The sequence below is a fragment of the Pseudomonas sp. B21-031 genome (assembly GCF_024748985.1).
Classification (GTDB): Bacteria; Pseudomonadota; Gammaproteobacteria; order Pseudomonadales; family Pseudomonadaceae; genus Aquipseudomonas; species Aquipseudomonas kermanshahensis.
In genome coordinates, this window is record NZ_CP087181.1 from 4,129,505 (window position 1) to 4,154,299 (window position 24,795).

Here is a 24,795-nt window from a genome sequence, read left to right on the forward strand (position 1 = left end):
GGGGATTATGGACCTTGAGCGTGCGTTTAGGGGGGATGTAGGACCGGGTTAACCTTGGGTTAATCGACCCAGGCCAGCATGGCCCACTTCATCGTATAGCCAAGGCGAAGACATGCGCGCCCTCTTTCTGTTCCTGGCCCTCTTGCTGGCCGGCCCCCTGCAAGCCAACCCGTTCGAGGTCAAATCCGACTTCCTGCCGGTCGACCAGGCCTTTGTCCTAACCCACGACCGCCAGCCCGACGGCCAGATGCGCCTGTTCTTCCAGATCAAGCAAGGCTACTACCTGTACCAGAAGCGCCTGAAGTTCGACGGCCTGAGCCCCGAGCAGCAGCCACAGCTGCCCCCCGCGCTCAACCACCATGACGAATTCTTCGGTGACAGCGCGGTGTACCGCGACCAGCTCGAACTGTTAGTCCCCGCCAGTGCGCAAGGCCAGCTACGCCTGGGCTGGCAAGGCTGTGCCGACGCCGGCCTATGCTATCCGCCGCAGACCACCGCCATCGACCTGGGCGGCAACGTGGCCCCCGCCGCCGATCAGGCCAGCGACCAGGCCCTGGCCAGCAACCTGCAACAGGGCAACCTGGCCTGGGGCCTGCTGGCCTTCTTCGGCCTCGGCTTGCTGCTGGCCTTTACCCCCTGCTCGCTGCCGATGCTGCCGATCCTTGCCGGGCTGGTGCTGGGCAATGGCGCCAGCGCCCGGCGCGGCTGGCTGCTGGCCGGGGTCTACGTGCTGAGCATGGCGTTGGTATACGCCGCCCTGGGGGTGGTGGCCGCGCTGCTCGGCGCCAGCCTGCAAGCCTGGTTGCAGCAACCCTGGCTGCTGGGCAGCCTGGCGGTACTGTTCGTGTTGCTGGCGCTGCCGATGTTCGGCGCCTTCGAGCTGCAGTTGCCCGCTGCCCTGCGCGATCGCCTCGACCGCGCCGGCCAAGGAACCCGTGGCGGCAACCTGTACGGCGCGGCGTTGCTCGGGGCGCTTTCCGGCTTGCTGCTCGGCCCGTGCATGACCGCACCGCTGGCCGGCGCGCTGCTGTATATCGCCCAGAGCGGCGACGTGCTGCAGGGAGCGCTGGTGCTGTTCAGCCTGGGCCTGGGCATGGGCGTGCCGCTGCTGTTGCTGGTGACCCTGGGCAATCGCTACCTGCCACGCCCCGGCGCATGGATGAATCGGGTCAAGGGCGTGTTCGGCTTCGTGTTCCTGGCCATGGCCTTGTATACCGTGCGTAGCCTGCTGCCAGAAAGCCTGCTGCTGGCTCTGAGCGGTGCCTGGCTGATCGCCCTGGCCTGGGCCGCGTGGCCGGCCCTGCAGCGGTTACCAGCACTTCGCGCGGTGCCGTTGCTGGGCGCGCTCTGGGGTGCCCTGTTGCTGGTCGGCGCGGCCGCCGGGGGGGATGACCTCTGGCAACCCCTGCGACCGTTCGCGGGGGGTGCCGCGCCTGCGGCCGGGCAGCACGCCGAGGATGCCTTCGTCACCGTCAACCGCCCCGAGGACCTGCAACGCGAGCTGGAGGCTGCCAAAGCCCGTGGCCAGTGGGTGATGGTCGACTACTATGCCGACTGGTGCGTGTCGTGCAAGGTCATGGAAAAAAACGTCTTCACTCGCGCCGACGTGCAAGCCAGCCTGGCCGGCGTGCACCTGCTGCGCCTGGACGTGACCGCCGATACCCCGGCGAGCAAGGCATTGTTGCAACGCTACCAGGTACCCGGCCCGCCCAGCATCATCTGGGTCGGCCCGGAAGGCGACGAACGCCGCGCGCGGCGCATCACCGGTGAAGTGGATGCCGCCGCGTTCCTGCAACACTGGACCCAGACCAGGAGCCAAGGCTGATGCTGACCGTAACCCTCGGGCCACTGACCATGGCCCTCAACCACCTGCTGATGCTCACCGCCCTGGTGATCGCCAGCGTGGTCGGCTGGTGGGTCGCCCGACGCGGTGGCGAAAGCCCGGAGTCGGCCCTGTTCAACCTGTTTCTGATCGGTGTGCTATGCGCGCGCCTGGGCTTCGTCGTGGCCTATTGGCCGATGTACCAGGATGACCTGGTGCAGGTCATCGACATCCGCGACGGCGGCTTCCTGTTCTGGTCTGGCCTTGCCGGCATCGTGCTGGCCGCACTCTGGCAAGGCTGGCGTCAACCAGGCCTGCGCCGCCCGCTGGGCTGGGCATTGTTCAGCGGCGCGCTGTTCTGGGGCCTGAGCAGCCTGGGCAGCCACCTGTACAGCAAAGGCACCGAGCTGCCTGAGTTGAGCCTGCGCAACGCTGGCGGGCAGCCCGTGGCGTTGCACAGCTACCGCGGCAAGCCACTGGTCATCAACATCTGGGCCACCTGGTGCCCACCTTGCCGCCGCGAAATGCCCGTGCTGCAACAAGCCCAGGGCGACTATCCCCACGTAACCTTCCTGTTCGTCAACCAGGGCGAGACGCCCGAGAATGTCAGCACCTTCCTCGCCACCACTGGCTTGAGCCTGACCCACGTGCTGTTCGACGGCGCCGGGCAACTGGCCCAGCGCGTCGGCTCGATGGCCCTGCCCACCACGCTGTTCTACGACAGTGATGGGCGGCTGATCGGCAGCCACCTTGGCGAGCTGTCCCGGGCCAGCCTGCGCCATGCTCTGGAACCTTTCGACCGGGCCATCGCGCCCACCCCTGCCGCACAAGGAAACTGACATGCGATTGACTGCACTACTGCCCCTGTCCCTGGCCCTGCTGGCCGCCCCGCCCTTGCACGCCGAAGACGCGCTGCCCAAGGCGATCCAGCAACTGCAAGCCAAGGGCGCCGTGATCAAGGGCAGCTTCGACGCCCCCGACGGCCTGCGCGGCTATGCCGCCGAATACCAGAACAACGGCATCGCCCTGTACCTGACGCCTGATGGCAAGCATGTGTTGGTCGGCAGCTTGTTCGACGAACAAGGTCAAGACCTCAGCGCCGCTCCGCTGGACAAGCTGGTGTATGGGCCGATGAGCAAGGAAATCTGGGCGAAGATGGAGAAAACCGCCTGGATCGCCGACGGCAAGGCCGACGCGCCGCGCAAGGTGTACCTGTTCAGCGACCCCAACTGCCCGTACTGCAACATGTTCTGGGAGCAGGCGCGGCCGTGGGTCGAGTCGGGCAAGGTGCAGCTGCGCCATATCATGGTTGGCATCATTCGCGAGGACAGCCCTGCCAAGTCGGCGGCGCTGCTGGCAGCGAAAGACCCGGCCAAGGCCTTGGCAGAGCACGAGAAGGCCGGCAAGGCCAGTACGCTCAAGCCGCTGGAGAAGGTGCCAGAGGCCGTGCAGCAGAAGCTGGCGGCGAACATGGCGTTGATGGAAGAAATGGGGCTGCAGGCGACCCCGGCGATTTTCTATCAGGATGAGCAGGGTAACTTGCAGAGCCAGCAAGGGGCGCCGCGGCCGGAGCTGCTGGGGAAGATTTTGGGTAAGCGCTAGCGCATGTCTTGAGTTTTGCAGTGGGGCAGAAATCGAGCGCCGCCCGCGCGGCGCTTTGCAGCACAAGGCTGCTCCTACAGTTGTTCAGGGCCAGTTATTCCTGGGGCAAACGCGCGCCCCCCTTTAGTGCCCGCCTCAATATAGAGTCGAATCAACAAGGCGGTCGCGCGCGGAAGGCACAGGCGAAACTGGCCCGAAGCAACTGTAGGAGCAGCCTTGTGCTGCGAAGCGCCGCGAGGGCGGCGCTCGATGTCCGCCGCCCCGCAAAACTCAAGGCGAAACCCTAACCCTACAGCCCCTCAAGCTCCGCCATCAGGTCACTCAGCCGGTCAACCTTGTCGTCATCCAGCACACGCCCCTGCAACCCCTCCACATACACCGCCAGTTCCGGCGCCGTGCCCGCCATGATCGAAGAGCATTACCCCTACCTACTTCATGCACATAAGCCCTTTCGACTTTAGTACTACTTCTCTTTCGTACGTCAGCTTGCATAGTTGAAAACAGCCACATGGAAATATAATGAAACACTACAACTTACTCATTTGCAACTGAACACAGAGCCAGCAACACCAGTGCCAAAATATAAAAATCAAACCAATCTAGGAAACATCCTTAATTGCGATCAGAACCATCAGACACAGGAATCAGAAAATTCCGACTATGATTCGAGAAACGAAAACCAAATAACTGCAACGCTAACCCTTTGCAGGAATATCCTTAAAGAACACTCTTACACAAAGCTATTCTGGCAAACAAAGCAGGCAACAGCGCCTGCGACCCTAAAACCCACAAACCATTGACATTATGCAAATTCAAATCTAATCCTCTACGTGCCCTGGCAATCGTGGCGACAACAAAAACAATCGAGGATATATCAATGGAAATTCAATACGGCATCAACCTGTTGGAACTAGCTCCTGATGCAAACTGCGAAATGGAAGCGACATTTTTCGGTGGTTCAGGGGGTGCCGGCGGGTGTGGCGGTAGTGGCGGTTGTGGAGGTGGCGGTGGATGTAGTGGTGGCAGCGGTGGTTCAGGAGGTAGCGGCGGCAACGCGGCAGACAATAGCGAGAACGCTAGCCACTAACTAAAAGGCGGCGCTCTTGATGATTTATCGAGAGCGCCCGCCCCTGCCCAGGCGACAACTATGAATACGCTGAGAATTTACAACTACGAAATCCTCAACTTTGACACTGAGCCTATGGTCTTCTCTGCCACGGGCTTTACGAAAATCACTGAACCTAACATTACAAATGCGCTGAAACGTATCGAAAAAATTCGATCAAAATACATTCACTACGACGCATTACAACAACTACTTCGCGATGAAAACCTTCATCCCGACACCGCCATTCAATTCCTGAAATCGCTACTAATTATTAGCGAAAAAGCAGAAACACCCCACATTAAAAACACAATAATATATCACGACCTAAACATATCAGATAACCTGAAGCCCCACCTGGAGAAAACAAACGAAAGAAATATACAATTCAAAGATCTCCCAACCAACGACCTACCTCATTCGGACTCACCCACCCTATACGTGCTCGCCTGTTTAAAACTTTGCCCTCAATCGCTTAGAAACACCTATACCGAACTACTAAAACAGAATCCAGAATGCGCAATTAGCGTTGGCTTTGTCAGTGGAAATCATTTCCACTTGACCGAGCCTCACATACCAACGATTGGGAATCCTTGCGCCTACTGTACGCTCGATCGTATCGCTCATTACGAGTCAAAAAGGACCAGCCAGCACTACTGGAGCAAAATTTTGACGTTCTGTTGCGCTAACAATCTTGACCTTCCCAGAACAGAGACTGACGAGTTTCAAAACACCTTAATTCTCGGAGCCATCATTTCCTTCGCAAACAAACTGACGCAGGCCCCTAAATCCAAGATCACGCAAGATCAAACATTACTCTCAAGAACCCTTAACTTGGACAACGGCACATACACTGAGGACTGCAGCATTCACTGGCCACTCTGCCAATGCCTAGGAGACAAACCATGAGTATTACCCACGACCACTACCTGAAATACACCTCCCCCAGCGTACTGGATGAAACCTTAGCATTCCACGCCAAAGGCAATTACGTAATCCACAAGACCACCCACCACTTGAGCACCCTCCATCAACTACCACCCAGCGCGCTAGAAAAACTGACCGGCAATGAACTTCAGCTCAATATCCTCGCCTGCGAAAACGGACAAGGAAATATCGAACTTACAGGACTCCCCTCGTCCCATCCTCTGAAGAGAAACAGCTCCTGCGAACGATTTAATGAACGCCCACTCCACTTTGATACTGTCCGAACACTCCTCGCGCCCTTACTTGAAAAGGACAGTACCACGGGCAAGCGAGGCTACCCAAGTGGCGGAGCACTTTACCCTATTGAGGTTTTTTGCATCAATTTAAATAACACCATTCAACAATGGCCATCCGAGCAGAGCGCACTGCACTTACTTCCCTCATCAAGATCCTTTGAAGTGCATACACCCGACCTCAATTCAAAGCCACTCGCGCGTGCAATTCTACCGATGACTGCCGACATGGGCTCGCCCTCGCTGGCGCTGATTTACTTCATTTACTTACCCAAGGCGCTGTTCAAGTATCGCTACAGAGGGTATCGCTTAGCGCTCATGGAGGTGGGTTCAATGTACATGCTCACAGATCTGCGTTGTAAGGAGCTAAAGCTTGGCAGTAGGCCTTGGTCAGGCTTCACCGACCATCAAGTATCAAAGTACTTAAACTTAAATCCCACCCTCTTTTTACCTGCATGCATCCAACTAATTGGTTGACCCATGAATACGTATAACGAGATCCACAACCCTACCTTTGCTGATTTTAAATTACTCCGACCCAGCGCGACCCTCCACTTCCCGCACAGCATCGAATGCGGTAGCCGCTGGCAAACATTCGGCTCCAGCAGCGGCTGGACCACTGACATAGCATCAAGCGCCTTAGGTGAGCATTTCGAACGCAAGCATTTCTATTTGGACGTACCGGTGCACGACACTGGTACGCTCGATGACGGATTGACATCTCAAGAATACGACGATTTTATCAAAGCATTCTCCCAGACAAAAAACCACCGAACGAGGGCAGACTTGGCTTCACATGTCTTTGATCGTACAAATGTTTATAGGATCGTTGACTTTACACGCTGCAAAGTACCGACCGCATGCATCTCAATATCAGCGTGCCTAAATCCCATCGACAATCACTTTTACCCCATGAGGGACACCTGCGGCTGCAGCGCACATATTAGTGTAGAGCGCGCACTTCTTGGCGCCCTTAAAGAGGCTATGGAACGCCAGTTTCTGCTCCGATTCTGGTTAACCAACACCTGCACTGAGAAAATCGGACATGACGAATCCTGCGCCATGCTTCTTGGGCGCTCTTGTTTGTCGCTTTTTAAGGAGCTGTGTAAAACGGGGGAAATCTGCGTACTCGATCTAACTGATAAGCGCTTCCCCGGTAGCTGCATTTTTCTGTCTTACGGAAATCAAAATGACAACGCTAAAGTCAAATATTGCGCTGGCATGGCGTATGCGGAATCGCTAGACAAAGCACTCGAAAAGTCGATTGTTGAATTATGGCAGACCTTTCGCTTCATGCTGTCATTCGACCAGGCAAACATCGGCAAGACTGAAACCTTAGACCCTTACATCAAGCACTTTCTAGAGTGCAATCGATATGAGACATTTGGCAAGACCTCTTCCCCCACCAAACTGGCAGCTCTCCAACATCACAAAATACAACCCGACACACTAAGCCTTAGCAGCTTGCTCCCTGCTATACGCCGCCTCGAAATCAATGGCTATTTTTATTTAGCCTCCCTACCAACAAAAGGGCCGACCCTCTACTTTTGCAAGTACCTTTCACCCAAACTATTCCTCCACATGAACAATGCCAGCAACTTCAATCTTGAGAACACCTACTCCGCCCCCTTCCTTGATCAAATTATTAAAAATCGTCTAACAGAAATGGTACCCTTCCCATGACCCACTCAGCCCAGCACATTACTTCCACTGCGGCATGTATATTTAAGCTTACAAAAACCCTCACCCTCGAAAACCTGAGAGAACCCACTGCACTTCTATGGACAGCTATTGCACCATCGGTGATGTTCATTTTCGCAACTCAAAACAACCGAGCACTCCCCCCTTTAGAAGAAAACTTTCTAGCCTCAGCCGCGTGGTTTTACTCATATATTTCTGCAAGCGTCGCCTTTTTTGGATTCAGTTTTTACTTAATAGGAAGAAGGGAAAGTGGGTTTCTCCGATCCTTTATTTATCAACGGAACGCAATCAGGCTCTTCCTCGCCTCACACACCCTAAGCTATTCATTACTCAGCTTCGTCTACTCCTCGCTTTTCTACATCGTCGCCAAACCCTTGTACGGTCCTTATTCGGCCAACGAGTTCTTTTACCTTACAGCATGTTTCTATACCAGCTATCTTATATTTACCTGCATTGGCCTGGTGATCATTGCACTGCCGATTAAATTCAGCACTGCCAGCACCCTATTCTCGCTCATGTCATTTCTCATGCTGCTTTCCGGCTATTTAGGTGCAGCTCAACACAGCACTCCTCACGCAGTGACACTGCTCAGCCCATTGTATTTAAGCACCCAAATCTTCCTGGGCGACGTCTCACTGCCTATCAGTTTTCTCTCAGCGTTTAGCGCCTCAACGCTTGGCATCTACCTCACGGGAAGATTCTTCAGAACCCAGCCTGTCTGGAGCAGATATTAAATGACCCTATTATCTATCGATAACTTAAAATACCAACACAACCGCAAGACACTCATGGAGAACTTATCACTCACGGTAAAAAAAGGCGAACTCGTTGGCGTCCTCGGCATTAATGGCGCCGGAAAAACAACACTATTTGATCTGATCTGTAAAATGAGAAAACCCAGCCACGGGACGATTATCAACCACGCCGAGCGCCAAGTTTACTTGACGCAGATCCTGACACCACCTCCTTTACTTCGTATGCGTGAGATTTTCAGCATCATCAGTTGCCTAAATTCAAACCATGCGCTCAGCCAGCGCGAAGTTTTTTCCCGCCTAGCCCACTGGTCACCCTCATTGTCCAAACGCTATGCGGATATATCGGAAAAGAAAGCCGCCACGTGCAGCTATGGTGAGATTCGCAGTTTTTTCACGCTGACGCTTCTGCTGATGGGCAGTGACTTGATCATCCTCGACGAGCCCACTGCAGGGGTGGACCCTGAGTTCCGACATTATATTTGGCTCGGCATAAAGCACGCCTGCGAGGAAGGCGCAAGTGTGCTGGTTTCCTCACACTACACTCAAGAAATCTCAGAGAACTGCCACCGTTTTTACATGCTTGCTCATCACCGGCTCGAAGCCTTCGACAATGGCGATCAATTTTTGAATCGCCACAACGCAGCCACGCTCGATGAGGCGTTTATCAATGCCGCGATGTAGTAGCTGAGGTTGCTGGGTGGGGAGACTTGGCATGCCCGCGAAGGGGCGCAAAGCGCCCCTCAACTTTTTACAGCCCCTCAAGCTCCGCCATCAGGTCACTCAGCCGGTCAACCTTGTCGTCATCCAGCACGCGCCCCTGCAACCCCTCCACATACACCGCCAGTTCCTCCACCGTGCTGCACTCGAACATCGCCCGCAGCGGCACATCCAACTGCAACTGCTTCTGCACCCGCGAAGCGATCTGCGTGGCCAGCAGCGAATGCCCGCCCAACTCGAAGAAGTTGTCGTGTACCCCCACCCGTTCGGCCTTGAGCACATCGGCCCAGATACCGGCCAACACCGCTTCCAGCTCGTTGCGCGGCGCCAGGTAGGCCTGGCTGTGCTGGCTGCCGATGTCGATGGCCGGCAGTGCCTTGCGGTCGAGCTTGCCGTTGGCGTTGTGCGGCAGGCTGTCGAACCAGCCCCAGTGCAGCGGCACCATGTACTCAGGCAATGCCACGCGCAGGCGCTGCTTGATTTGTTCGAGCAACGCCGCATCAGGGGTTACGCCCTGATGGGCCACCAGGTAGCCGACCAGGTGCTTGCCGTTGACGCCCTCCTGCACGCCCACCGCGGCATCGCGGATTTCGGCCTGTTCGTGCAGGCGCGCTTCGATCTCACCCAGTTCGATGCGATACCCGCGAATCTTCACCTGGTGATCGATGCGGCCCACATACTCCAGCACCCCGTCCGGGCGCTGGCGCGCCAGGTCGCCGGTGCGGTACAGGCGTTCACCCGGCACGCCATGGGGGTGCGGGATAAAGGCCAGGGCGGTACGCACGGGGTCGCCGACATAGCCACGGCCGACGCCGGTACCGGCAACGCACAGCTCACCAACCGCGCCCAACGGCACCAGGGCCTGGTCCTCGCCGAACAGGTACAGGCGGTTGTTGTCGGTCGGGGTGCCAATCGGCAGGTAACTGCCGCGGGTGGACTCGACATCGACACGGAAGAACGCCACGTCGTCGGAGCACTCCGCTGGGCCGTAGGCATTGACCAGGCCAATGCCTGGGTATCGCTGCAGCCATTGCGCGGCCAGCTCTGGCGGCATCGCCTCGCCGGTCGGCAGCATCCAGCGCAGGCCGTTGAGAGCCTGGTGATCGTTGGCCAGCATGCCCTGGATCAGCGACGGCACGCTTTCCAGCACGGTGATGCCGGTAGCCTGCACATGCGCCAGCAGGCCTTGCGGATCATGGGCGATGGCATTGGGCACGATCTCCAGCCTGGCGCCGAACAACGGCGCGGCCAGGAACTGCCAGACCGAAATATCGAAGCTCTGCGAAGCGGTCTGGGCGATTACGTCCTGCTCGCTCAGGGCCAGATAAGGCACCTTGCTGAGCTGGTTATTGAGCATGCCGCGCTGCTCGACCATCACCCCTTTGGGCAAACCGGTGGAGCCCGAGGTGTAGATCACATACGCGAGGTTGTCGGGCCCGCTATGAATACCCGGGTTGTGACTGGCGATGTTGCTGGCCTGGATGTCTTCCCAGACCAACAATTGCGGCCGCGCCACACCCTCCAGTGCGACCAGCAACTGCCGCCCCTGCTCGGCACAGGCCGCGCTGCATACCAGCACCGGTGTGCGGCTGAGCGCGACGATGCGCTGCAGGCGCGCGGCGGGCAGGCCGGGGTCCAGCGGCAGGTAACCGGCACCGGCCTTGAAGCTGCCGACGATCATCCCCAGCAATGGCAAACCGCGCTCGGCCAACAGCGCAACGGGCTGATCGACGGTGACGCCTGCGCCGATCAGGGCATGGCCCAGGCGGTTGGCCGCAAGGTTCAGGCCCGCGTAGTCAAAGGACGCGTCCAGGCAACGCGCCACCGTGCGCTCTGGGTGCGCGGCGACCTGCGCCTCGAACTGCTCGACATAGCTGTGTTCCAGCGCGTAGGCCTGCTCGCTGCGGTTGCAGTCTTCAATCAGGAAGCGTTGCTCTTCGGCACTCAGCAGCGGCAGGTCGCTTACCTCGCCTTCAAAGCCCTGCACCAATGCCAACAACAGACGCTTGAACTCGGCCAGCAGGCGTTCGACGGTCGAAGTGTCGAAGTAACGTTGGTCGAACGACAGGTGCAGGCCCAGGTCATCCCCCGGGTAGCACACCGCCGTCAACGGGAAGTTGGTGTGGGTGCGGCCTGAGTCGGAGCTGGCGTTGAGGTGCTGGGCGTGGTCCAGCACTGCGGTTTCCACCGGCGCGTTCTCGAACACGAACAGGCTGTTGAACAGCGGCTGGCCCTTGGGCAGTTCACTGCATTCCTGGATTGCCACCAGCGGCAGGTACTCGTACTCGCGCACTTCCATATTGTGCTCGAGCACGCTTTGCAGCCACTGGCGCACGCTGCAGCGCTCGCCGGCGGCGGGCAGTTGCACGCGCAAAGCGATGCTGTTGATGAACAGGCCAACGGTGCGCTGCATCTGCGGCATGCTCACCGGGCGCCCGGCCACGGTGACGCCGAAGGCCACGTCGCGCTCGCCACTGTAGCGCGCCAGCACCAGGGCCCAGGCCGCCTGGGCAAAGGTGTTGATGGTCAGCTGATGGGCTTGAGCCAATTCGCGCAAGCGAACACCTTCAGTGACGTCCAGGCGGGTGTAGCAGTCGCCGACGATCATGCCGTCACCGGCGTGGTCGTGGCGCAACGGGCGGTCGCTGGGGATCGCCGTGGCCCGTTCGAAGCCGGCCAGGTTGGCCTGCCACCACTGGCGCGCTTCGTTCAGGTCCTGGCGTTGCAGCCAGCCGATGTAGTCACGGTAGCGTGGCGGCACCGGCAACTGGGCCGGGCGGCCTTCGCCAAGGGCCTGGTAGACCTCGAAGAAGTCGTTCATCAGCAACGAGCGGCACCAGGCATCGATCAGGATGTGGTGGTTGCTCATCATGAACCAGTAGCGTTCATCGGCGACGCGCACCAGGCGCAGGTGGAACGGCGCTTCACGCAGCAGTTCGAAACCGGCCTCGCGCTCCTGCTTGTGCAGGGCTTGCAGGCGGGCTTCCTGGGCACCGTCGTCGAGGCCTCGCCAGTCTTGGTAATCCACTGCCGTCTTGCCGGGTTTGTGGATGATCTGCAGCATCGCCTCGCCGGCGTTCCAGCTGAACGACGCCCGCAGGACCTCATGGCGCGCCACCACCGCCTGCCAGGCTTGGGCGAAGCGTTCGGCGTCGAGCGCGCTGTTGATGCGGTAGCGGTCCTGCATGTAGTAGATGCCGGTGCCTGGCTCGAGCAGGGTGTGCAGCAGCATGCCTTCCTGCATCGGCGTCAGCGGGTAGACATCGTCGATCTCGGCGGCAGCGACCGGCAAGTTGTCGATCTGCTCCTGGGTCAGGTGCGCCAAGGGGAAGTCGGACGGCGTGAAGCTGCCGTTGCCGTCGGCCAGGCAGTGGCCGACCAGTGCAAGCAACTCTTGGCGGTAGCCTTCGGCCAGGGTGGCGATGGTCTGCTCGTCGTAACGCTCGGTGCTGTAGGTCCAGCGCAATTGCAGGGCACCGGCATAGACCTGGCCGTCGACACTCAGCCAATTGGGCAGCGGCGCCTCCAGGTCATGGGCCAGGCCCGCCGGCGCATCCAGCGGCTGGAACAGCGTATCAGCGTCAAACTGCTGGTCGAACTGCCCCAGGTAGTTGAAGGTGATGCGGGCCTGCGGCAGTGCGGCCATGCGCTCGCGCCCGGCCGCGTCGGCCAGGTAGCGCAGCACGCCATAGCCCTGCCCTTTGTGCGGCACCTGACGCAGTTGCTCCTTGACCCGTTTGATCGAGCGGGCGCGCGCAGCATCGTCATCACCCAGCACCGGGCAAAGGCTCAGCGGGTAGGCGTTTGTGAACCAGCCGACGCTGCGGGTCAGGTCCATGTCTTCGAACAGCCCGTCGCGGCCGTGGCCTTCTAGCTGTACCAGCACCTCATTGTCACCGCTCCACCGGCACAAGGCGCGTGCCAGGGCTGTCAGCAGCAGGTCGTTGACCTGGGTGTGGTAGGCCGCGGGTGCCTGTTGCAGCAACTGGCGGGTCTGCTCGGCATCGAGGCCGATGGCCAGGGTGCGGGCGTGGCGGTGCAGGTTGCCACCCTGCGGGTGATCACAGGGCAGTTCGTGGCGCACAGTGCCGAGCTGGGCGTGCCACCAGTCCAGCTCGTCTCGCAGCGAGTCGCTGCCGGCATAGTTGACCAGGCGCGCGGCCCAGTCGCCCAGGGTGTGGGTCTTGGCCGCCAGCGGCTGGCCACGGTACAGCGCCTGCAAGTCTTCGAGCAGCACGCGCCAGGACACGCCATCGACCACCAGGTGGTGAATCGCCAGCAGCAGGCGTTGGCTGCCCTGCCCGTCCGTCACCAGCAAGGCTCGCAGCAGCGGGCCTTGCTCCAGGTCGAGGCTGCGCTGCAGGTCGGTGTACAGCGCCTGGCAATCATCGAAGTCGGCAACCGTGGCCGCCCACAGCAACTGCTGAGGCGCAGGCTGGGCATACTCGGCCTGCCAGCGGCCATTGGCCTGGCGGAAACGCAGGCGCAGGCTGTCGTGGTGCTGCACCAGTGCAGCCAGGGCCTGCTCCAGTGCCGCGCTGTCCAGCAGCTGGCGCGCTGCCAACAGTACGGCCTGGTTCCAGTGCTGTGGCTGGGCCACTTCGCTGTCGAAGAACCAGTGCTGGATTGGCGTCAGCCCGGTTTGCCCCTCGCGCAGGCCCTGCTCGATACCGCTTGGCGCGGCGCTCAGGCTGACCACGGTGGCCAGGGTCTGGATGGTCTGGTGCTGGAACAGGTCACGCGGGGTGAACTGCAGGCCCAACTGACGGGCCCGGCTGACCACCTGAATCGAGAGGATCGAGTCGCCACCGAGTTCGAAGAAGTTATCCTGCACGCCAACGCGGGCAACGTTGAGCACGTCGCGCCAGATCTGCGCCAGCTGCGCTTCCACTTCGTTGCCTGGGGCCTGGTAATGCTGGTGCGCCTGCTCCAGGTCCGGCAACGGCAGCGCCTTGCGGTCGAGCTTGCCGTTGCCCATCAGCGGCAGGCTGTCGAGCAGCACCAGGTGCGCGGGCACCATGTAGTCCGGCAGATGCTGGCGGGCATCGGCCTTGACTGATTCGCGCAGCGCGGCCTGGGCCTCGCTGTTGGCACCGGCCTGCTTGCACACCAGGTAACCCACCAGTTGTTTGCCGCCCGGCAAGTCGAGGGCCAGGACCACCGCCTCGTCGACATCGGCATGCGCCTGCAGGCGGCTTTCGATTTCGCCCAACTCGATGCGGAAGCCGCGAATTTTCACCTGCTGGTCGGCACGGCCAACGTACTCGACCAAACCATCGACGCCCAGGCGCACCAGGTCGCCGGTGCGGTACAGGCGCCCGCCCTGTGTGCTGAACGGGTCGGCAACGAAGCGCTCGGCGCTCAGCCCCGGGCGGTCGTGATACCCCTGGGCCAGGCCGGCACCGCCGATGTACAGCTCGCCGATGCCGCCTTGTGGCAGCAAGGCCAGGTCCTCATCGAGGATGTACGCATTGCGGGCGCCGATCACGCGGCCGATCGGCACACTGCCCAGGTCGGCCGGCAGCGTGGGTGGCGCCAGGCAGGCCAGCGGCATGACCACGGTTTCGGTCGGGCCGTAGGCGTTGAAGAACTGTTGCGGCGTGAACGCCTGGCGAATGCGCTGCAGGTGCTCGCCGGTCAACGCCTCGCCGCCGGTGATCACCAGGCGCACCGGCAACTGCTCGCCCTGCCCGGCCAGGTACTGGGCCAGCTGGCTGCCATAGCTTGGGGTGAAGCCAAGGATGCTTACCTGTTGCTCGCGCACCAGCTGGCAGATCTCTTCAGCGCCCCACTGGCCCTGGGCGCGGATAACCACGCGGGCACCACACAGCAGCGGGGTCAGCAGGCGTTCGCTGGCCGCGTCGAAGTTGATCGAGTAGAAGTGCAGTTCGCAGTCGTCGCTGCGCATGCCGAAGGCCTCGATCACGGCCTGGCAATGCATGGCGATTTCACCATGGCTGACCACCACGCCCTTGGGCTTGCCGGTGGAGCCAGAGGTGTAGATCAGGTAAGCCTGGTGCTGCGGCAGGTTGAGGTTATCCAGCGGGGCATCGCTGAAGGCGTACAAGCCTGCAGTATCGTCTTCCAGGCTCCAGCGGGCCACGCCGTCTGGCAGTTCGCCAAGGGTTTTCAGCAACGCGCGCTGGCTGAGCAGCAGGCCGATGCGGCTGTCTTCGATCATGTAGCGCAAGCGGTCGAGGGGGTACTCGGGGTCGAGCGGCACATAGGCACCGCCTGCCTTGAGAATGGCCAGCAGGCCGACGACCATTTCCAGCGAACGCTCCAGGGCCAGGCCGACGCGTACCTGCGGGCCGACACCGCGCTCGCGCAGGGCGCGGGCCAGGCGGTTGGCCCGCTGGTCCAGTTCGGCATAGCTCAGGTGCTGGCCCGCGAAGGTCAGCGCAGGGGCGTGTGGTGTGCGCGAAGCCTGGGCGGCGAACAGGCCGTGCAAGGTCTGGTCGAGGGCAAAATCTTGCTCGCCCTGTAGTTGCCCAACCAGCACTTGCTGCTCGCCCGTGCTCAGCATCGGCAGCTCGCACAGACGCTGTTGTGGGTCGTCCAGCAGGCCGATCAGCAACTGCTGCCAGTGCTCGGCCATGCGCGCAATGCGCGGTGCGTCGAACAGGTCGCGGCTGTAGGTCAGGCAGCAGCCCAGGCGGCCATCGAGGTCAGTGACTTCGAGGTACAGGTCGAACTTGGTGGCGCTGGCGTCGTTGACCAGGTAGTCGACCTGCATGCCCACCAGCTCGCGGCTTTGCTGGAACGCCCAGCGCTGGACGTTGCACATCACTTGGAACAGCGGGTTATAGGCGCTGCTGCGCGGTGGCTGCAGGGCTTCGACCAACTGGTCGAATGGCAGGTCCTGGTGCGACTGGCCTTCAATGGCGGCCTGGCGCATCTGCTCCAGCAGCTCGGCGGCGGTCATCTGGCCGTCCAGTTCGCAGCGCAGTACCTGGGTGTTGAGGAAGGCGCCAATCAGCCCCTCGCTTTCCGGGCGGATGCGGTTGGCCACCGGTGCGCCGATGCGCAGGTCACGCTGGCCGCTGTAGCGGTGCAACAAGGCCGCCAGGGTTGCCGTCATGGTCATGAACAGGGTCAGCCCGCGCTGGCTGTTGAACGCGTGCACGCGCGCCACCACCGCCGGGTCGAGCTCGAACCGGTGCAACTCGCCACGGTGGCTCTGCACCGCTGGGCGTGGGCGATCGGACGGCAATACCAAGACCGGGTGCTCATCGCCCAGGCGGGCTTTCCAGTAGGCCAGCTGCCGCGCGCCTTCGCCGCTTTCCAGCCAGTGCCGCTGCCACACGCTGTAGTCCAGGTATTGCACTGGCAGCGGCGTCAGTGGCGACTCGCGATCATCGACAAAGGCTTCGTACAGCTCGCCCAACTCGCGAGCGAAGATGTCCATGGCCCAGCCCTCGGTGACGATGTGGTGCAACGTCAGGACGAAGTAATGCTCACGTTCCTCAGCCTTGACCAGGCAGGCGCGCAGCAGCGGGCCGCGCTCGAGGTCGAACGGCTGGTGCGCCTGGTCATCCGCGAGCTGTTGCAGGCGCTGTTGGCGGGCCTCGGCGGGCAAGGTGCTGAAGTCTTGCCAGTCGAGGTGCACGCCGCTGTCTTCGGCCACGCACTGGTACGCCACGCCGTCGATGCTGGGGAACGTGGTGCGCAGGGTTTCGTGACGCACGATCAGCGCCTGCAGCGCCCGCTCGAATGCGTCCACGTGCAGCGCGCCACGCAGGCGGGCCATGCCGCCGACGTTGTAGGCGGGGCTGTCAGGCTCCATCTGCCAGAGGAACCACATGCGCTGTTGCGAGTACGACAACGGCACCGCTTGGCGGCGGTCGATACGGGCGATTTCGCCTTGCAGGTTATGCGCGCCGGCCTCCCGCAGGCGCGTGATCTCGGCGCAGAACGCGCCCAGCTCGCTGGCATCGAACAGCACTTTCAGCGGCAGCTCGACATCGCACGCCTGACGGGTCCGCGAGACGATCTGGGTGGCGAGCAGCGAGTGGCCACCCAGGGCAAAGAAGTCGTCCTGCAGGCCAACACGCGGTAGGTTGAGCACTTCACGCCAGATCGCCGCGACCTGCTGCTGCACGGCACTTTGCGGCTCAACATGCTCGCGCTGTTGCCACACCGGGGCGGGCAACGCCTTGCGATCGACTTTGCCGCTTGGGCCCAATGGCAAGTGTGCCAGCGGGATCAGCTGCGCCGGCACCATGTACGCCGGCAGTTGCTCGGCCAAGGCGGCCAGCAGTGCAGCCGGCTCGGCCGCACCGCTGTAGTAGCCGACCAATTGCGCGCCCACAGCGTCCTTGTGGATCAGCACCAGTGCCTGGTCGACACCCGCTTGCGCCAACAGGCAAGCCTGCACTTCTTCGGGTTCGACGCGGAAGCCGCGCACCTTCACCTGCTGGTCGAGGCGCCCCAGGTATTCAAGTGCCTCTAACTGGACTTGCCAGCGGGCACGGTCGCCACTGCGGTACAGGCGCTGGCCGTCGCCGTCGGCCTGGGGCACGAAACGCTCGGCCGTCAGGCCCGGGCGGCCCAGGTAACCTCGGGCCAAGCCTACGCCGCCCAGGTACAGCTCACCCGGCACGCCGGGGGCGGTCAGTTCCAGTTCATCGTCCAGCACGCGGCACAGCACGTTGCCCAACGGGCGGCCGATCGGCGAGCGCTCGCCGTCTTCGGCCTGGCAGTGCCAGTGGGTGACGTTGATCGCGGTTTCGGTCGGGCCGTAGCGGTTGTGCAGTTGCACCTGGGGCAGCAGTTGCAGCACACGGTCACGCAGGGTGGCCGACAACGCCTCGCCGCCGGAGAACAACCGCCGCAGACTGGTGCAGGCGGCGGCCTGCGGCTCTTGCACGAACACCTGCAACAGTGGCGGCACAAAGTGCAGTGTGGTCACGCCATGCGCTTGCACCAGCGCAGCGATGCGCTGCGGGTCGCGGTGTTCGCCAGGGCCTGCCAGGACCAACTTGCAGCCGGTGATCAGCGGCCAGAAGCACTCCCACACCGAGACGTCGAAACTGATGGGCGCTTTTTGCATCAGCACATCGCTGTCGTTCAGCGCATAGGTGGCCTGCATCCACTGCAGGCGTTCGGCCAGGGCCGCATGGGTGTTGCCCACGCCCTTGGGCTGGCCAGTGGAGCCCGAGGTGTAAATGACGTAGGCCAGGTTGTCGCCGTGCAGGTGCAGGCCGGGGGCATGGCTGGGCCAGCTGTCCAGGTGCAACTGGTCGAGGGCGATGGCGCTAACGCCTTCGACCTGCGGCAGCTTGCCCAGCAGGCCGCTGTGGCTCAGCAGCAGGCTGGCATTGCAGTCGCCGAGCATGTAGGCCAGGCGCTCGACCGGGTAGTCCACGTCCAGCGGCACGTAGGCGCCGCCGGCCTTGAGGATGGCCAGCAGGGCGACCAGCAACTGCGGCGAACGCTCGACGGCGATGGCCACGCAGGCATCGGGACCAACCCCTTTATCACGCAGGTAATGGGCCAGGCGGTTGGCTTGCTGGTGCAACTCGGCATAGTCGAGGCTGCCGCCCTGCCAGGCCAGCGCGGTTCGCTGCGGCGTCAGCCGGGCCTGCTCGTTGAGCTGTTCGACCAGCAGGCGCTGGGGCGCTGCCGCCGGTGCCTGGCCCCAGCCGAGCAGCTGTGCGCGGTGCTGTTCATCGAGCAACTGCACCTCGCCCAGCGCCAGCTGCGGTCGGGCGCAAACCTGCTCGAGCAAGGCCAACAGGTGCGCGGCGAGGCGTTTTACCGTGCTGGCCTCGAACAGTTCGGCGGCATAGTCGAAGGCCAAGGTCAGGCGGCCTTGATGGTCCTCTTCACTGTGCAGCTGCAGGTCGAACTTGGCTTCGCGGCTGTGCCACGGCAACTCTTCGGCAAGCAAACCTGGCAAGCGGCGCAGCGCCGAAAGGTCACGCTGCTGGTGGTTGAACATGACCTGGAACAGACCCTGCTCGCGCGCCTCGGGCAGGGCTTCGAGCAGCTGTTCGAACGGCAGGTCCTGGTGGGCCTGGGCCTCAAGGGTGGCCTGGCGGGCCTGGGCCAGCAGGTGATCGAAGGGCAAGCGGCCATGCAGTTGCGCACGCAGCACCTGGCTGTTGATGAAGAAGCCGACCAGGCCCTGGGTTTCCAGGCGCGGGCGGTTGGCATTGGGCACGCCGATGCGCAGGTCTGCCTGGCCGCTGTAGCGGTGCAGCACCGCTTGCCAGCCGGCCAGCAGCACCATGAACAGGCTCGCCTGCTGCTCGCGGGCCAGGGCGTTGAGCGCTTCGGTCAGCTTGGCTGGCACCTTCAGGGTGTAGCGCGCCGCGCGTTTGTCACGCTGGCTGGCGCGCGGCTGGTCGGTGCACAGGTCGAGCACCGGCAGTTCATCACCCAGCTTGGCTTTCCAGTACTGCAACTGGCGTTCGGCCTCGCCGTCGGCCAGCCATTGCCGTTGCCAGGTGCCGTAGTCGGCGTAACCCAGTGGCAGCGGCGCCAGCGTGGCCGTTTGGCCCTGGCAGTGCGCGGCGTACAGTTTGGCGAACTCGTCGAGCAAAATGTTCAGCGACCAGCCATCGGCGACGATGTGGTGCAGTGTCACCCACAGCTGGTGGTCTTCATCGTCCAGGCGCGCCAGGGTCACGCGCAGCAGTGGCCCTTGGCACAAGTCGAACGGCTGCTGGGCCTCTGCCTCGCGGCACGCAGCAACCTGCTCGGGGGGCTCGCCTTCGAGGTCCAGGCGACGCAGGCTGAACGGCTGCTGCGCCTGAACCTGCTGCAGGGCTTGGCCATCCACTTCGCTGAACACCGTGCGCAGCGACTCATGGCGCGCCACCAGGGCCTGGAATGCAGCCTCCAGTGCGGCGACGTCCAGCTCACCGCGCAGGCGCAGGCCGGCCGGAATGTTGTAGGCCGCCGATTGTGGCTCCAGTTGCCACAGCAGCCACAGGCGGTTCTGTGCCAGCGATTGCGGCAGCGACTGGTCGCGCGCCTGGGTGCTGATGGCCTGGGCTTGGGCGCCACCCTCAGCGAGGATCGCGGCGACCGCAGCGCTGTACTCGCCCAACAGCGGGGCTTCGAACAAGGTACGTAGGCTCAGGTTGATGCCCAGCTCATCCGCCAGGCGCGCGGTGGCCTGGGTGGCTGCAATGGAGTTGCCGCCCAGCAGCAGGAAGTGGTCGTCCGCCGCCACAGCTTCGACCTTGAGCACATCGCGCCACACAGCGGCGATACGGGCCTGCAGATCATCTGCCACCGCGCCGCTTGCGGGTTGCTCGCTGGCCTGCGGGAAGCGCGCGTAACAGTCGAGGCTGCCATCGTCCATGCGCTGGCGGCAGGCTGAGCGTTGCAGCTTGCCGCTGGAAGTCTTGGGCAGCGCGCCCGGGTTAAGCAACAAGACCACGGCCGGCGCCTGGCGGCAGGCGTCGGCAATGACCTGGCGCAGGGTCTTGATCAATGCCTGGGGCTCGAGGGCTTTTTGCACGTTGCGGCTGATCTCCACTGCCACGCCGATGCCCTCCTCGCCCTGGTGGTCCACGGCAAACACCGCCACGCGGCCTTTGCGCAGCACGTCGACTTCGCGCTCCAGGGTCTGTTCCAGGTCTTGCGGGTAAAGGTTTTGGCCGCGGACGATGAGCATGTCTTTCAAGCGCCCGGTGACAAAGACTTCACCCTCGCGCATGAAGCCCAGGTCGCCGGTGCGCAGCCAGGTCTGGCCATCGCGCTCGACGAATGTGCGCGCGCTGGCCTCAGGGTTGCGCCAGTAGCCCAGGGCGATGCTCGGGCCACCGGCCCAGATTTCACCCACCTGGTTGTCGCCCAGCGCTTCGAGGCGCTGCGGCTCGACGATGCGCACCGCGTGCCCGGGTTGCGGGTAGCCACAGCTCATCAGCACGCTGCCGCTGCCGTTTTCGGCGCGGTTGGCGGCAAAGGCTTCGGCGTCCAGCGCGAGGGCGCCGATGCCCTGGCCACGGCGGCTGCCGCTGACGAACAGGGTCGCTTCGGCCAGGCCATAGCTGGCAAAGAAGCTCTGCGGGTCGAAGCCACAGGCCTGGAACTTGTCGGCGAAGGTTGCCAGGCTGTCCTGGCGAATCGGTTCGGAGCCGGAATAGGCCACGCGCCAGCGGCTCAGGTCGAGCCCGGCCAAGGAGGCTTCGCTGACCCGTTCGCTGCACAAACGGTAGGCGAAGTCGGGGCCACCGCTGATGGTGCCGCCGTATTCGCTGATCGCCTGCAACCAGCGCAGCGGCCGGGCGAGGAAGTAGCCCGGCGACATCAGCACGCACGGCACGCCGCTGAAGATCGGCTGCAGCAAGCCGCCGATCAGCCCCATGTCGTGGTACAGCGGCAACCAGCTGACGATGACATCGTCGGGGTTCACATCGATGCCGAAACCGTGACGGATCAACTGCTCGTTGGCCACCAGGTTGCCGTGGCTGACCTGCACGCCCTTGGGCAACGCGGTGGAGCCCGAGGTGTACTGCAGGAAGGCAATGTCATCGCTGGCCAGGGCTGGTGCCTGCCAGGCATCGGCCAGGGTCGGGTCAAGGCCATCCACGGCCAGCAGTTCAGGGGCGTTGTCGGCCGCCAGCGCGTCCAGGCCTTGCAAGCTGTCGTGCAGCGCCGCGACGGTCAGCAGCAGGCGCGGTTCGGCGTCGTCGATGATCGACAGCAGGCGCTCCTGGTGATGGTGACGGGTAGATTCCGGTGGATACGCTGGCACGGCGATGACGCCAGCGTAGAGGCAACCAAAGAACGCCGCGACATAGTCCGGGCCACTGGGGAACAGCAGCACCGCACGCTCACCGAACTCGGCCCGGGCCTGCAAGGCGGCGGCGATGGTGCGCGCGCGGCGGTCCAGGTCCCGGTAGCTGAGCACGGCCTGCTCGCCAGGAGCGTCGGCGAGAAAGCGCAGGGCTATCTTGTCCGGGGTCTGCGCGGCGCGTTGCGCCAGGGCCTGGACCAGCGAGAGCGGGAGTTCGAAGGCGTCCGTCATGGGGTGTTCCTGCCAGTGTCTGGTGAAGTCGGGCCGGCTGCGCCGCGCACGTCGGCGGGCAGCACTCGGCGGCCGGATGTACACAGGGGAACGGATGGGCGGGGGAAGAAATTAGCGGGGTATGCCTTGAGAGGTGTGGCGCGTGGGAGACCGAGTGCCCACGCGACACACGTCTCAATCCTTGCTTAGAACCGAAACGTACAGATACTAATTACGTTTCGTATTTGACAATCATTATCATTCTGAATAGCTTGTCGCACGTCTCGGGAAGCTTCCCAACCTTGGGTGCCTCCTCTCCCCTCTGTGACAAGGTGATTTCCATGGCGGAACAACTATCCACAAGTAAGTGCGATTCACCATTACTCCAGGCCTTCGTCGACAATCGCAGCATTCTGGTCAAGATCGCTGCGCGCATCACCGGCTGCCGCTCACGCGCGGAAGACGTGGTGCAAGATGCATTCTTCCGGCTCAGCGCCGCCCCGCAGATCACCTCGTCCTTCAAGGCGCAACTCAGCTACCTGTTCCAGATCGTGCGCAACCTGGCCATCGACCACTACCGCAAGCAGGCGATGGAGCTGAAATATTCCGGCAGCGAAGAGGAAGGCCTGAACGTGGTCATCCAGAACGCCTCGCCCGAAGCCACGCACATCAACCTCGCCGCCCTCGATGACATCGCCGAGGCATTGAGCGAGTTGCCACAGCGCACCCGTTATGCGTTCGAGATGTACCGTTTGCACGGCGTGCCGCAAAAGGACATCGCCAAGGAACTGGGCGTATCGCCGACCTTGGTCAACTTCATGATTCGCGATGCCTTGGTGCATTGCCGCAAGACGGCCAACCGTCAGGTCTGAATAGTTGAAATGGCTGGGGGTGCGAAGCGCCCCCAGCAATCTCAGACCAAGGTACACCGATCGAAAAACCGCTCCCGCCCCAGAATCATCAGCGCCGCGCGCTTGTGCGGGAAGTCGAATTCTTTGTCGCAATGGAAACACTGATCGTGCATGTAGCCGATCATCTTGCCGTTGTCCGCCCGCGGCTCGGCCACCACCCGTTGGGTGCGCGGGTCATCGAGGAACAGGTAGTGCACCAGCGCCGATAACCAGCTGGCCACCTTGTGCGGCCCACGGTGCGCCTCCTCCCCTACCAACATGTGAATGCCGCGGTCGTAATCATCGGCCGAGTAGAACGGCGCAATCCGGTCTTCCTTTGCCCAATACGCCTCGAAGTAGGCGAACGGCTCATCGTCGAAGCAGCCGATGAGCGTTAGGGTATGCGGGTCGGCTTCCAGCTTTTCCAGGTATTCACGGTGCTGCTGTAAAGAGCCGCTTTCCTGCCAGAACGCGTCGACCCGGGGGTTGTTCTGCCAGCGGCTGAAGCGCTCCAGGTCTTGATCGATTTCCAGTGCGCGCAGCGACACCCAACTGCCCAGGCGCGCATCGAAGCGCCGGTACACTTCGCCGCGGGGCTTGGGCGCCCGGCGCGGATGGCGCTTGCCGTTGCTGATCTGCATCTGCTGCGGGTAAACACTCGCAGCCGTGTCGCCGAGCCAAGGCTGGGGCAACTGCCAGAACAGCGCACGCTCGCACAGGTATACGCCCGGCTGCTCGCCGGGCAGCAACAGCCCGCTGGCGAACGCCTGTGGCACGCCCTCGGGCAGGTGCCAGGCCAGGCGCTGGCAGGCGACATCACGCGATAGCAGCCAATAGCAGGCGGCCCACAGGGCCTGATATGGGCGCTCTGGGCAAAGGCTTTGCAGGTGCACTTCCAGGCACGCACCCGGCACCAGCCGCAACTGGATCAGCGGGCGCCCTTCAAGGGTCAGGCTCAGCCAGCTATCGCCCTCATCGGCGCTGAGGGTGCGCCAGCGTGGCGGTGACAGTGGCTGCGAAGCGGCATCGAACGGCATGGTCTTGGCTCACGAAGATGAAAAGAAGGCTCACCGTGGAAAACGTTGCCGCAGCAGCGGAATTTAGTCGCGCGGCGCCTGCACCGTGATCCGGTAGGGCTGGAAGATACGCGTCAGTTCCCCGTTGTCGCGCAGGGCACGCATCAGGGCCGCGAACGACTGCTCGCCGATGGGCGCGCCCGGGCGTAGCAAGGCGTAGTGGTGATAGACCTGGTCGATCCGCTGCGATGCCACCAGTTGCGTCTGGCTGTCGGGGTTACGCTGCAGAAAGTCGCTTAAGTACGAACGCGTGACCAGGGCGATGTCGGCACGGCCAGCCTGCACCATCAGCAGGTTGCTGTCGTGGGAGTAGGTCAGGGTCGCGTTGAAGGCTTTACGCAAGTAGTCAGGGTCGGCATTGAAGCGGGCGAAGGCGTAGTGATAGCCGTTGAACAGCGCCAGGCGCTTGCCGCGCAGCTCATCGAAGTACCGCGGGTCACGGCCATTGGCCTGGCTGGCAACGAACACCTCGGCATCCTCCAGGCCCATGTCCACGGTCTGATGGGCAATGCCCTGCCAGCCCCATTGCGGGTTCTCGAAGATCGCCAGGTCGGTGCGGCCCTGCTGCAAATCGCCAAAGCGCCGCTGGATGGAGGTGGGCACCAGCACAAAATGGTAGCCCTGTTGCGCACGGTTCAGGGCTGCGACCAACTGCGGCAACAGACCGGTGTCAGCCCCCTGCTCGGGGCGCACGGTGTAGGGCGGGAAGTGCGCGGCGCCGATCTTCACTTCGATCACGTCGGCAGCCCAGCCTGGTATCGCCAGCCAGAGCGCGGCCAGCATCAGCAGAATGGGCAAGGCCTTTAAGCCGGGCGCTGGGGTCAAGACGCACACTCATCACGGTTCGTACCTGGTTGCGCCTAAGCTAGGCGTTTTCCGGGCAGGGCACAACTGCTGGTCGCCGGCCTTTGTGCCAAAGCAGGCGGCAAATTGCCAGGGGGTG

Annotated in this window: 12 protein-coding genes; 9 read left to right on the top strand and 3 right to left on the bottom strand. The window is 62.3% G+C overall.

Annotated features, from left to right (window positions below):
- The first annotated feature begins 112 nt into the window (after window positions 1–112).
- The 8 genes from dsbD to LOY53_RS18415 all read left to right on the top strand — a co-directional run bounded on the left by dsbD (window position 113) and on the right by LOY53_RS18415 (window position 8,886).
- A complete protein-coding gene (gene dsbD / locus LOY53_RS18380) occupies window positions 113–1,825 on the top strand; it encodes a protein-disulfide reductase DsbD (RefSeq protein WP_258703113.1) in 1,713 nt (570 codons plus the stop codon).
- Window positions 1,825–2,661, top strand: a complete 837-nt coding sequence (locus tag LOY53_RS18385) for a TlpA family protein disulfide reductase (protein WP_099454856.1) — start codon at window positions 1,825–1,827, stop codon at window positions 2,659–2,661. Before dsbD ends, LOY53_RS18385 begins: the two co-directional genes overlap by 1 nt.
- 1 nt (window position 2,662) lies before the next feature.
- Window positions 2,663–3,424, top strand: a complete 762-nt coding sequence (dsbG, locus tag LOY53_RS18390; RefSeq protein ID WP_099454857.1) for a thiol:disulfide interchange protein DsbG — start codon at window positions 2,663–2,665, stop codon at window positions 3,422–3,424.
- A 1,147-nt stretch (window positions 3,425–4,571) separates the two neighbouring features.
- Window positions 4,572–5,438: an McbB family protein gene (locus LOY53_RS18395; protein ID WP_258703114.1), complete on the top strand. Its 867-nt coding sequence runs from the start codon at window positions 4,572–4,574 to the stop codon at window positions 5,436–5,438.
- Entirely contained in the window at window positions 5,435–6,226 is a 792-nt protein-coding gene (locus LOY53_RS18400; RefSeq protein WP_258703115.1) for a SagB/ThcOx family dehydrogenase, read from the top strand. The genes LOY53_RS18395 and LOY53_RS18400 overlap by 4 nt, the downstream gene beginning before the upstream one ends.
- 3 nt (window positions 6,227–6,229) lie before the next feature.
- The gene (locus LOY53_RS18405; RefSeq protein WP_258703116.1) at window positions 6,230–7,432 is read left to right on the top strand and encodes a YcaO-like family protein; all 1,203 of its coding nucleotides are present in this window, start codon (window positions 6,230–6,232) and stop codon (window positions 7,430–7,432) included.
- Window positions 7,429–8,184: a hypothetical protein gene (locus tag LOY53_RS18410; protein WP_252825221.1), complete on the top strand. Its 756-nt coding sequence runs from the start codon at window positions 7,429–7,431 to the stop codon at window positions 8,182–8,184. Before LOY53_RS18405 ends, LOY53_RS18410 begins: the two co-directional genes overlap by 4 nt.
- Window positions 8,185–8,886: an ATP-binding cassette domain-containing protein gene (locus LOY53_RS18415; RefSeq protein ID WP_252825222.1), complete on the top strand. Its 702-nt coding sequence runs from the start codon at window positions 8,185–8,187 to the stop codon at window positions 8,884–8,886.
- A 67-nt stretch (window positions 8,887–8,953) separates the two neighbouring features.
- Here LOY53_RS18415 and LOY53_RS18420 read toward each other — a convergent pair whose 3' ends face one another.
- Entirely contained in the window at window positions 8,954–21,907 is a 12,954-nt protein-coding gene (locus tag LOY53_RS18420) for a non-ribosomal peptide synthetase (protein ID WP_258703117.1), read from the bottom strand.
- Window positions 21,908–22,227: 320 nt separating this feature from the next.
- Between LOY53_RS18420 and LOY53_RS18425 the strand changes: the two genes are divergently transcribed.
- Complete coding sequence (locus tag LOY53_RS18425) at window positions 22,228–22,758, top strand: RNA polymerase factor sigma-70 (RefSeq protein WP_027592914.1); 531 nt, start codon at window positions 22,228–22,230, stop codon at window positions 22,756–22,758.
- Window positions 22,759–22,799: 41 nt separating this feature from the next.
- Here LOY53_RS18425 and LOY53_RS18430 read toward each other — a convergent pair whose 3' ends face one another.
- Both LOY53_RS18430 and LOY53_RS18435 read right to left on the bottom strand, forming a co-directional pair.
- Window positions 22,800–23,813, bottom strand: coding sequence for a GNAT family N-acetyltransferase (locus tag LOY53_RS18430; protein ID WP_258703118.1), 1,014 nt, complete (start codon window positions 23,811–23,813; stop codon window positions 22,800–22,802).
- Between the two features lie 63 nt (window positions 23,814–23,876).
- The gene (locus LOY53_RS18435) at window positions 23,877–24,677 is read right to left on the bottom strand and encodes an ABC transporter substrate-binding protein (RefSeq protein ID WP_252825225.1); all 801 of its coding nucleotides are present in this window, start codon (window positions 24,675–24,677) and stop codon (window positions 23,877–23,879) included.
- Window positions 24,678–24,795: the final 118 nt, after the last annotated feature.

Excerpts from the sequence above, each read along its gene's own strand:
- LOY53_RS18415 (WP_252825222.1), top strand. The coding sequence starts at position 8,185 with ATGACCCTATTATCTATCGATAACTTAAAATACCAACACAACCGCAAG.
- LOY53_RS18410 (WP_252825221.1), top strand. The coding sequence starts at position 7,429 with ATGACCCACTCAGCCCAGCACATTACTTCCACTGCGGCATGTATATTT.
- LOY53_RS18395 (WP_258703114.1), top strand. The coding sequence starts at position 4,572 with ATGAATACGCTGAGAATTTACAACTACGAAATCCTCAACTTTGACACT.
- dsbD (WP_258703113.1), top strand. The coding sequence starts at position 113 with ATGCGCGCCCTCTTTCTGTTCCTGGCCCTCTTGCTGGCCGGCCCCCTG.
- LOY53_RS18405 (WP_258703116.1), top strand. The coding sequence starts at position 6,230 with ATGAATACGTATAACGAGATCCACAACCCTACCTTTGCTGATTTTAAA.
- LOY53_RS18385 (WP_099454856.1), top strand. The coding sequence starts at position 1,825 with ATGCTGACCGTAACCCTCGGGCCACTGACCATGGCCCTCAACCACCTG.
- LOY53_RS18430 (WP_258703118.1), bottom strand. The coding sequence starts at position 23,813 with ATGCCGTTCGATGCCGCTTCGCAGCCACTGTCACCGCCACGCTGGCGC.
- dsbG (WP_099454857.1), top strand. The coding sequence starts at position 2,663 with ATGCGATTGACTGCACTACTGCCCCTGTCCCTGGCCCTGCTGGCCGCC.
- LOY53_RS18400 (WP_258703115.1), top strand. The coding sequence starts at position 5,435 with ATGAGTATTACCCACGACCACTACCTGAAATACACCTCCCCCAGCGTA.
- LOY53_RS18420 (WP_258703117.1), bottom strand. The coding sequence starts at position 21,907 with ATGACGGACGCCTTCGAACTCCCGCTCTCGCTGGTCCAGGCCCTGGCG.
- LOY53_RS18425 (WP_027592914.1), top strand. The coding sequence starts at position 22,228 with ATGGCGGAACAACTATCCACAAGTAAGTGCGATTCACCATTACTCCAG.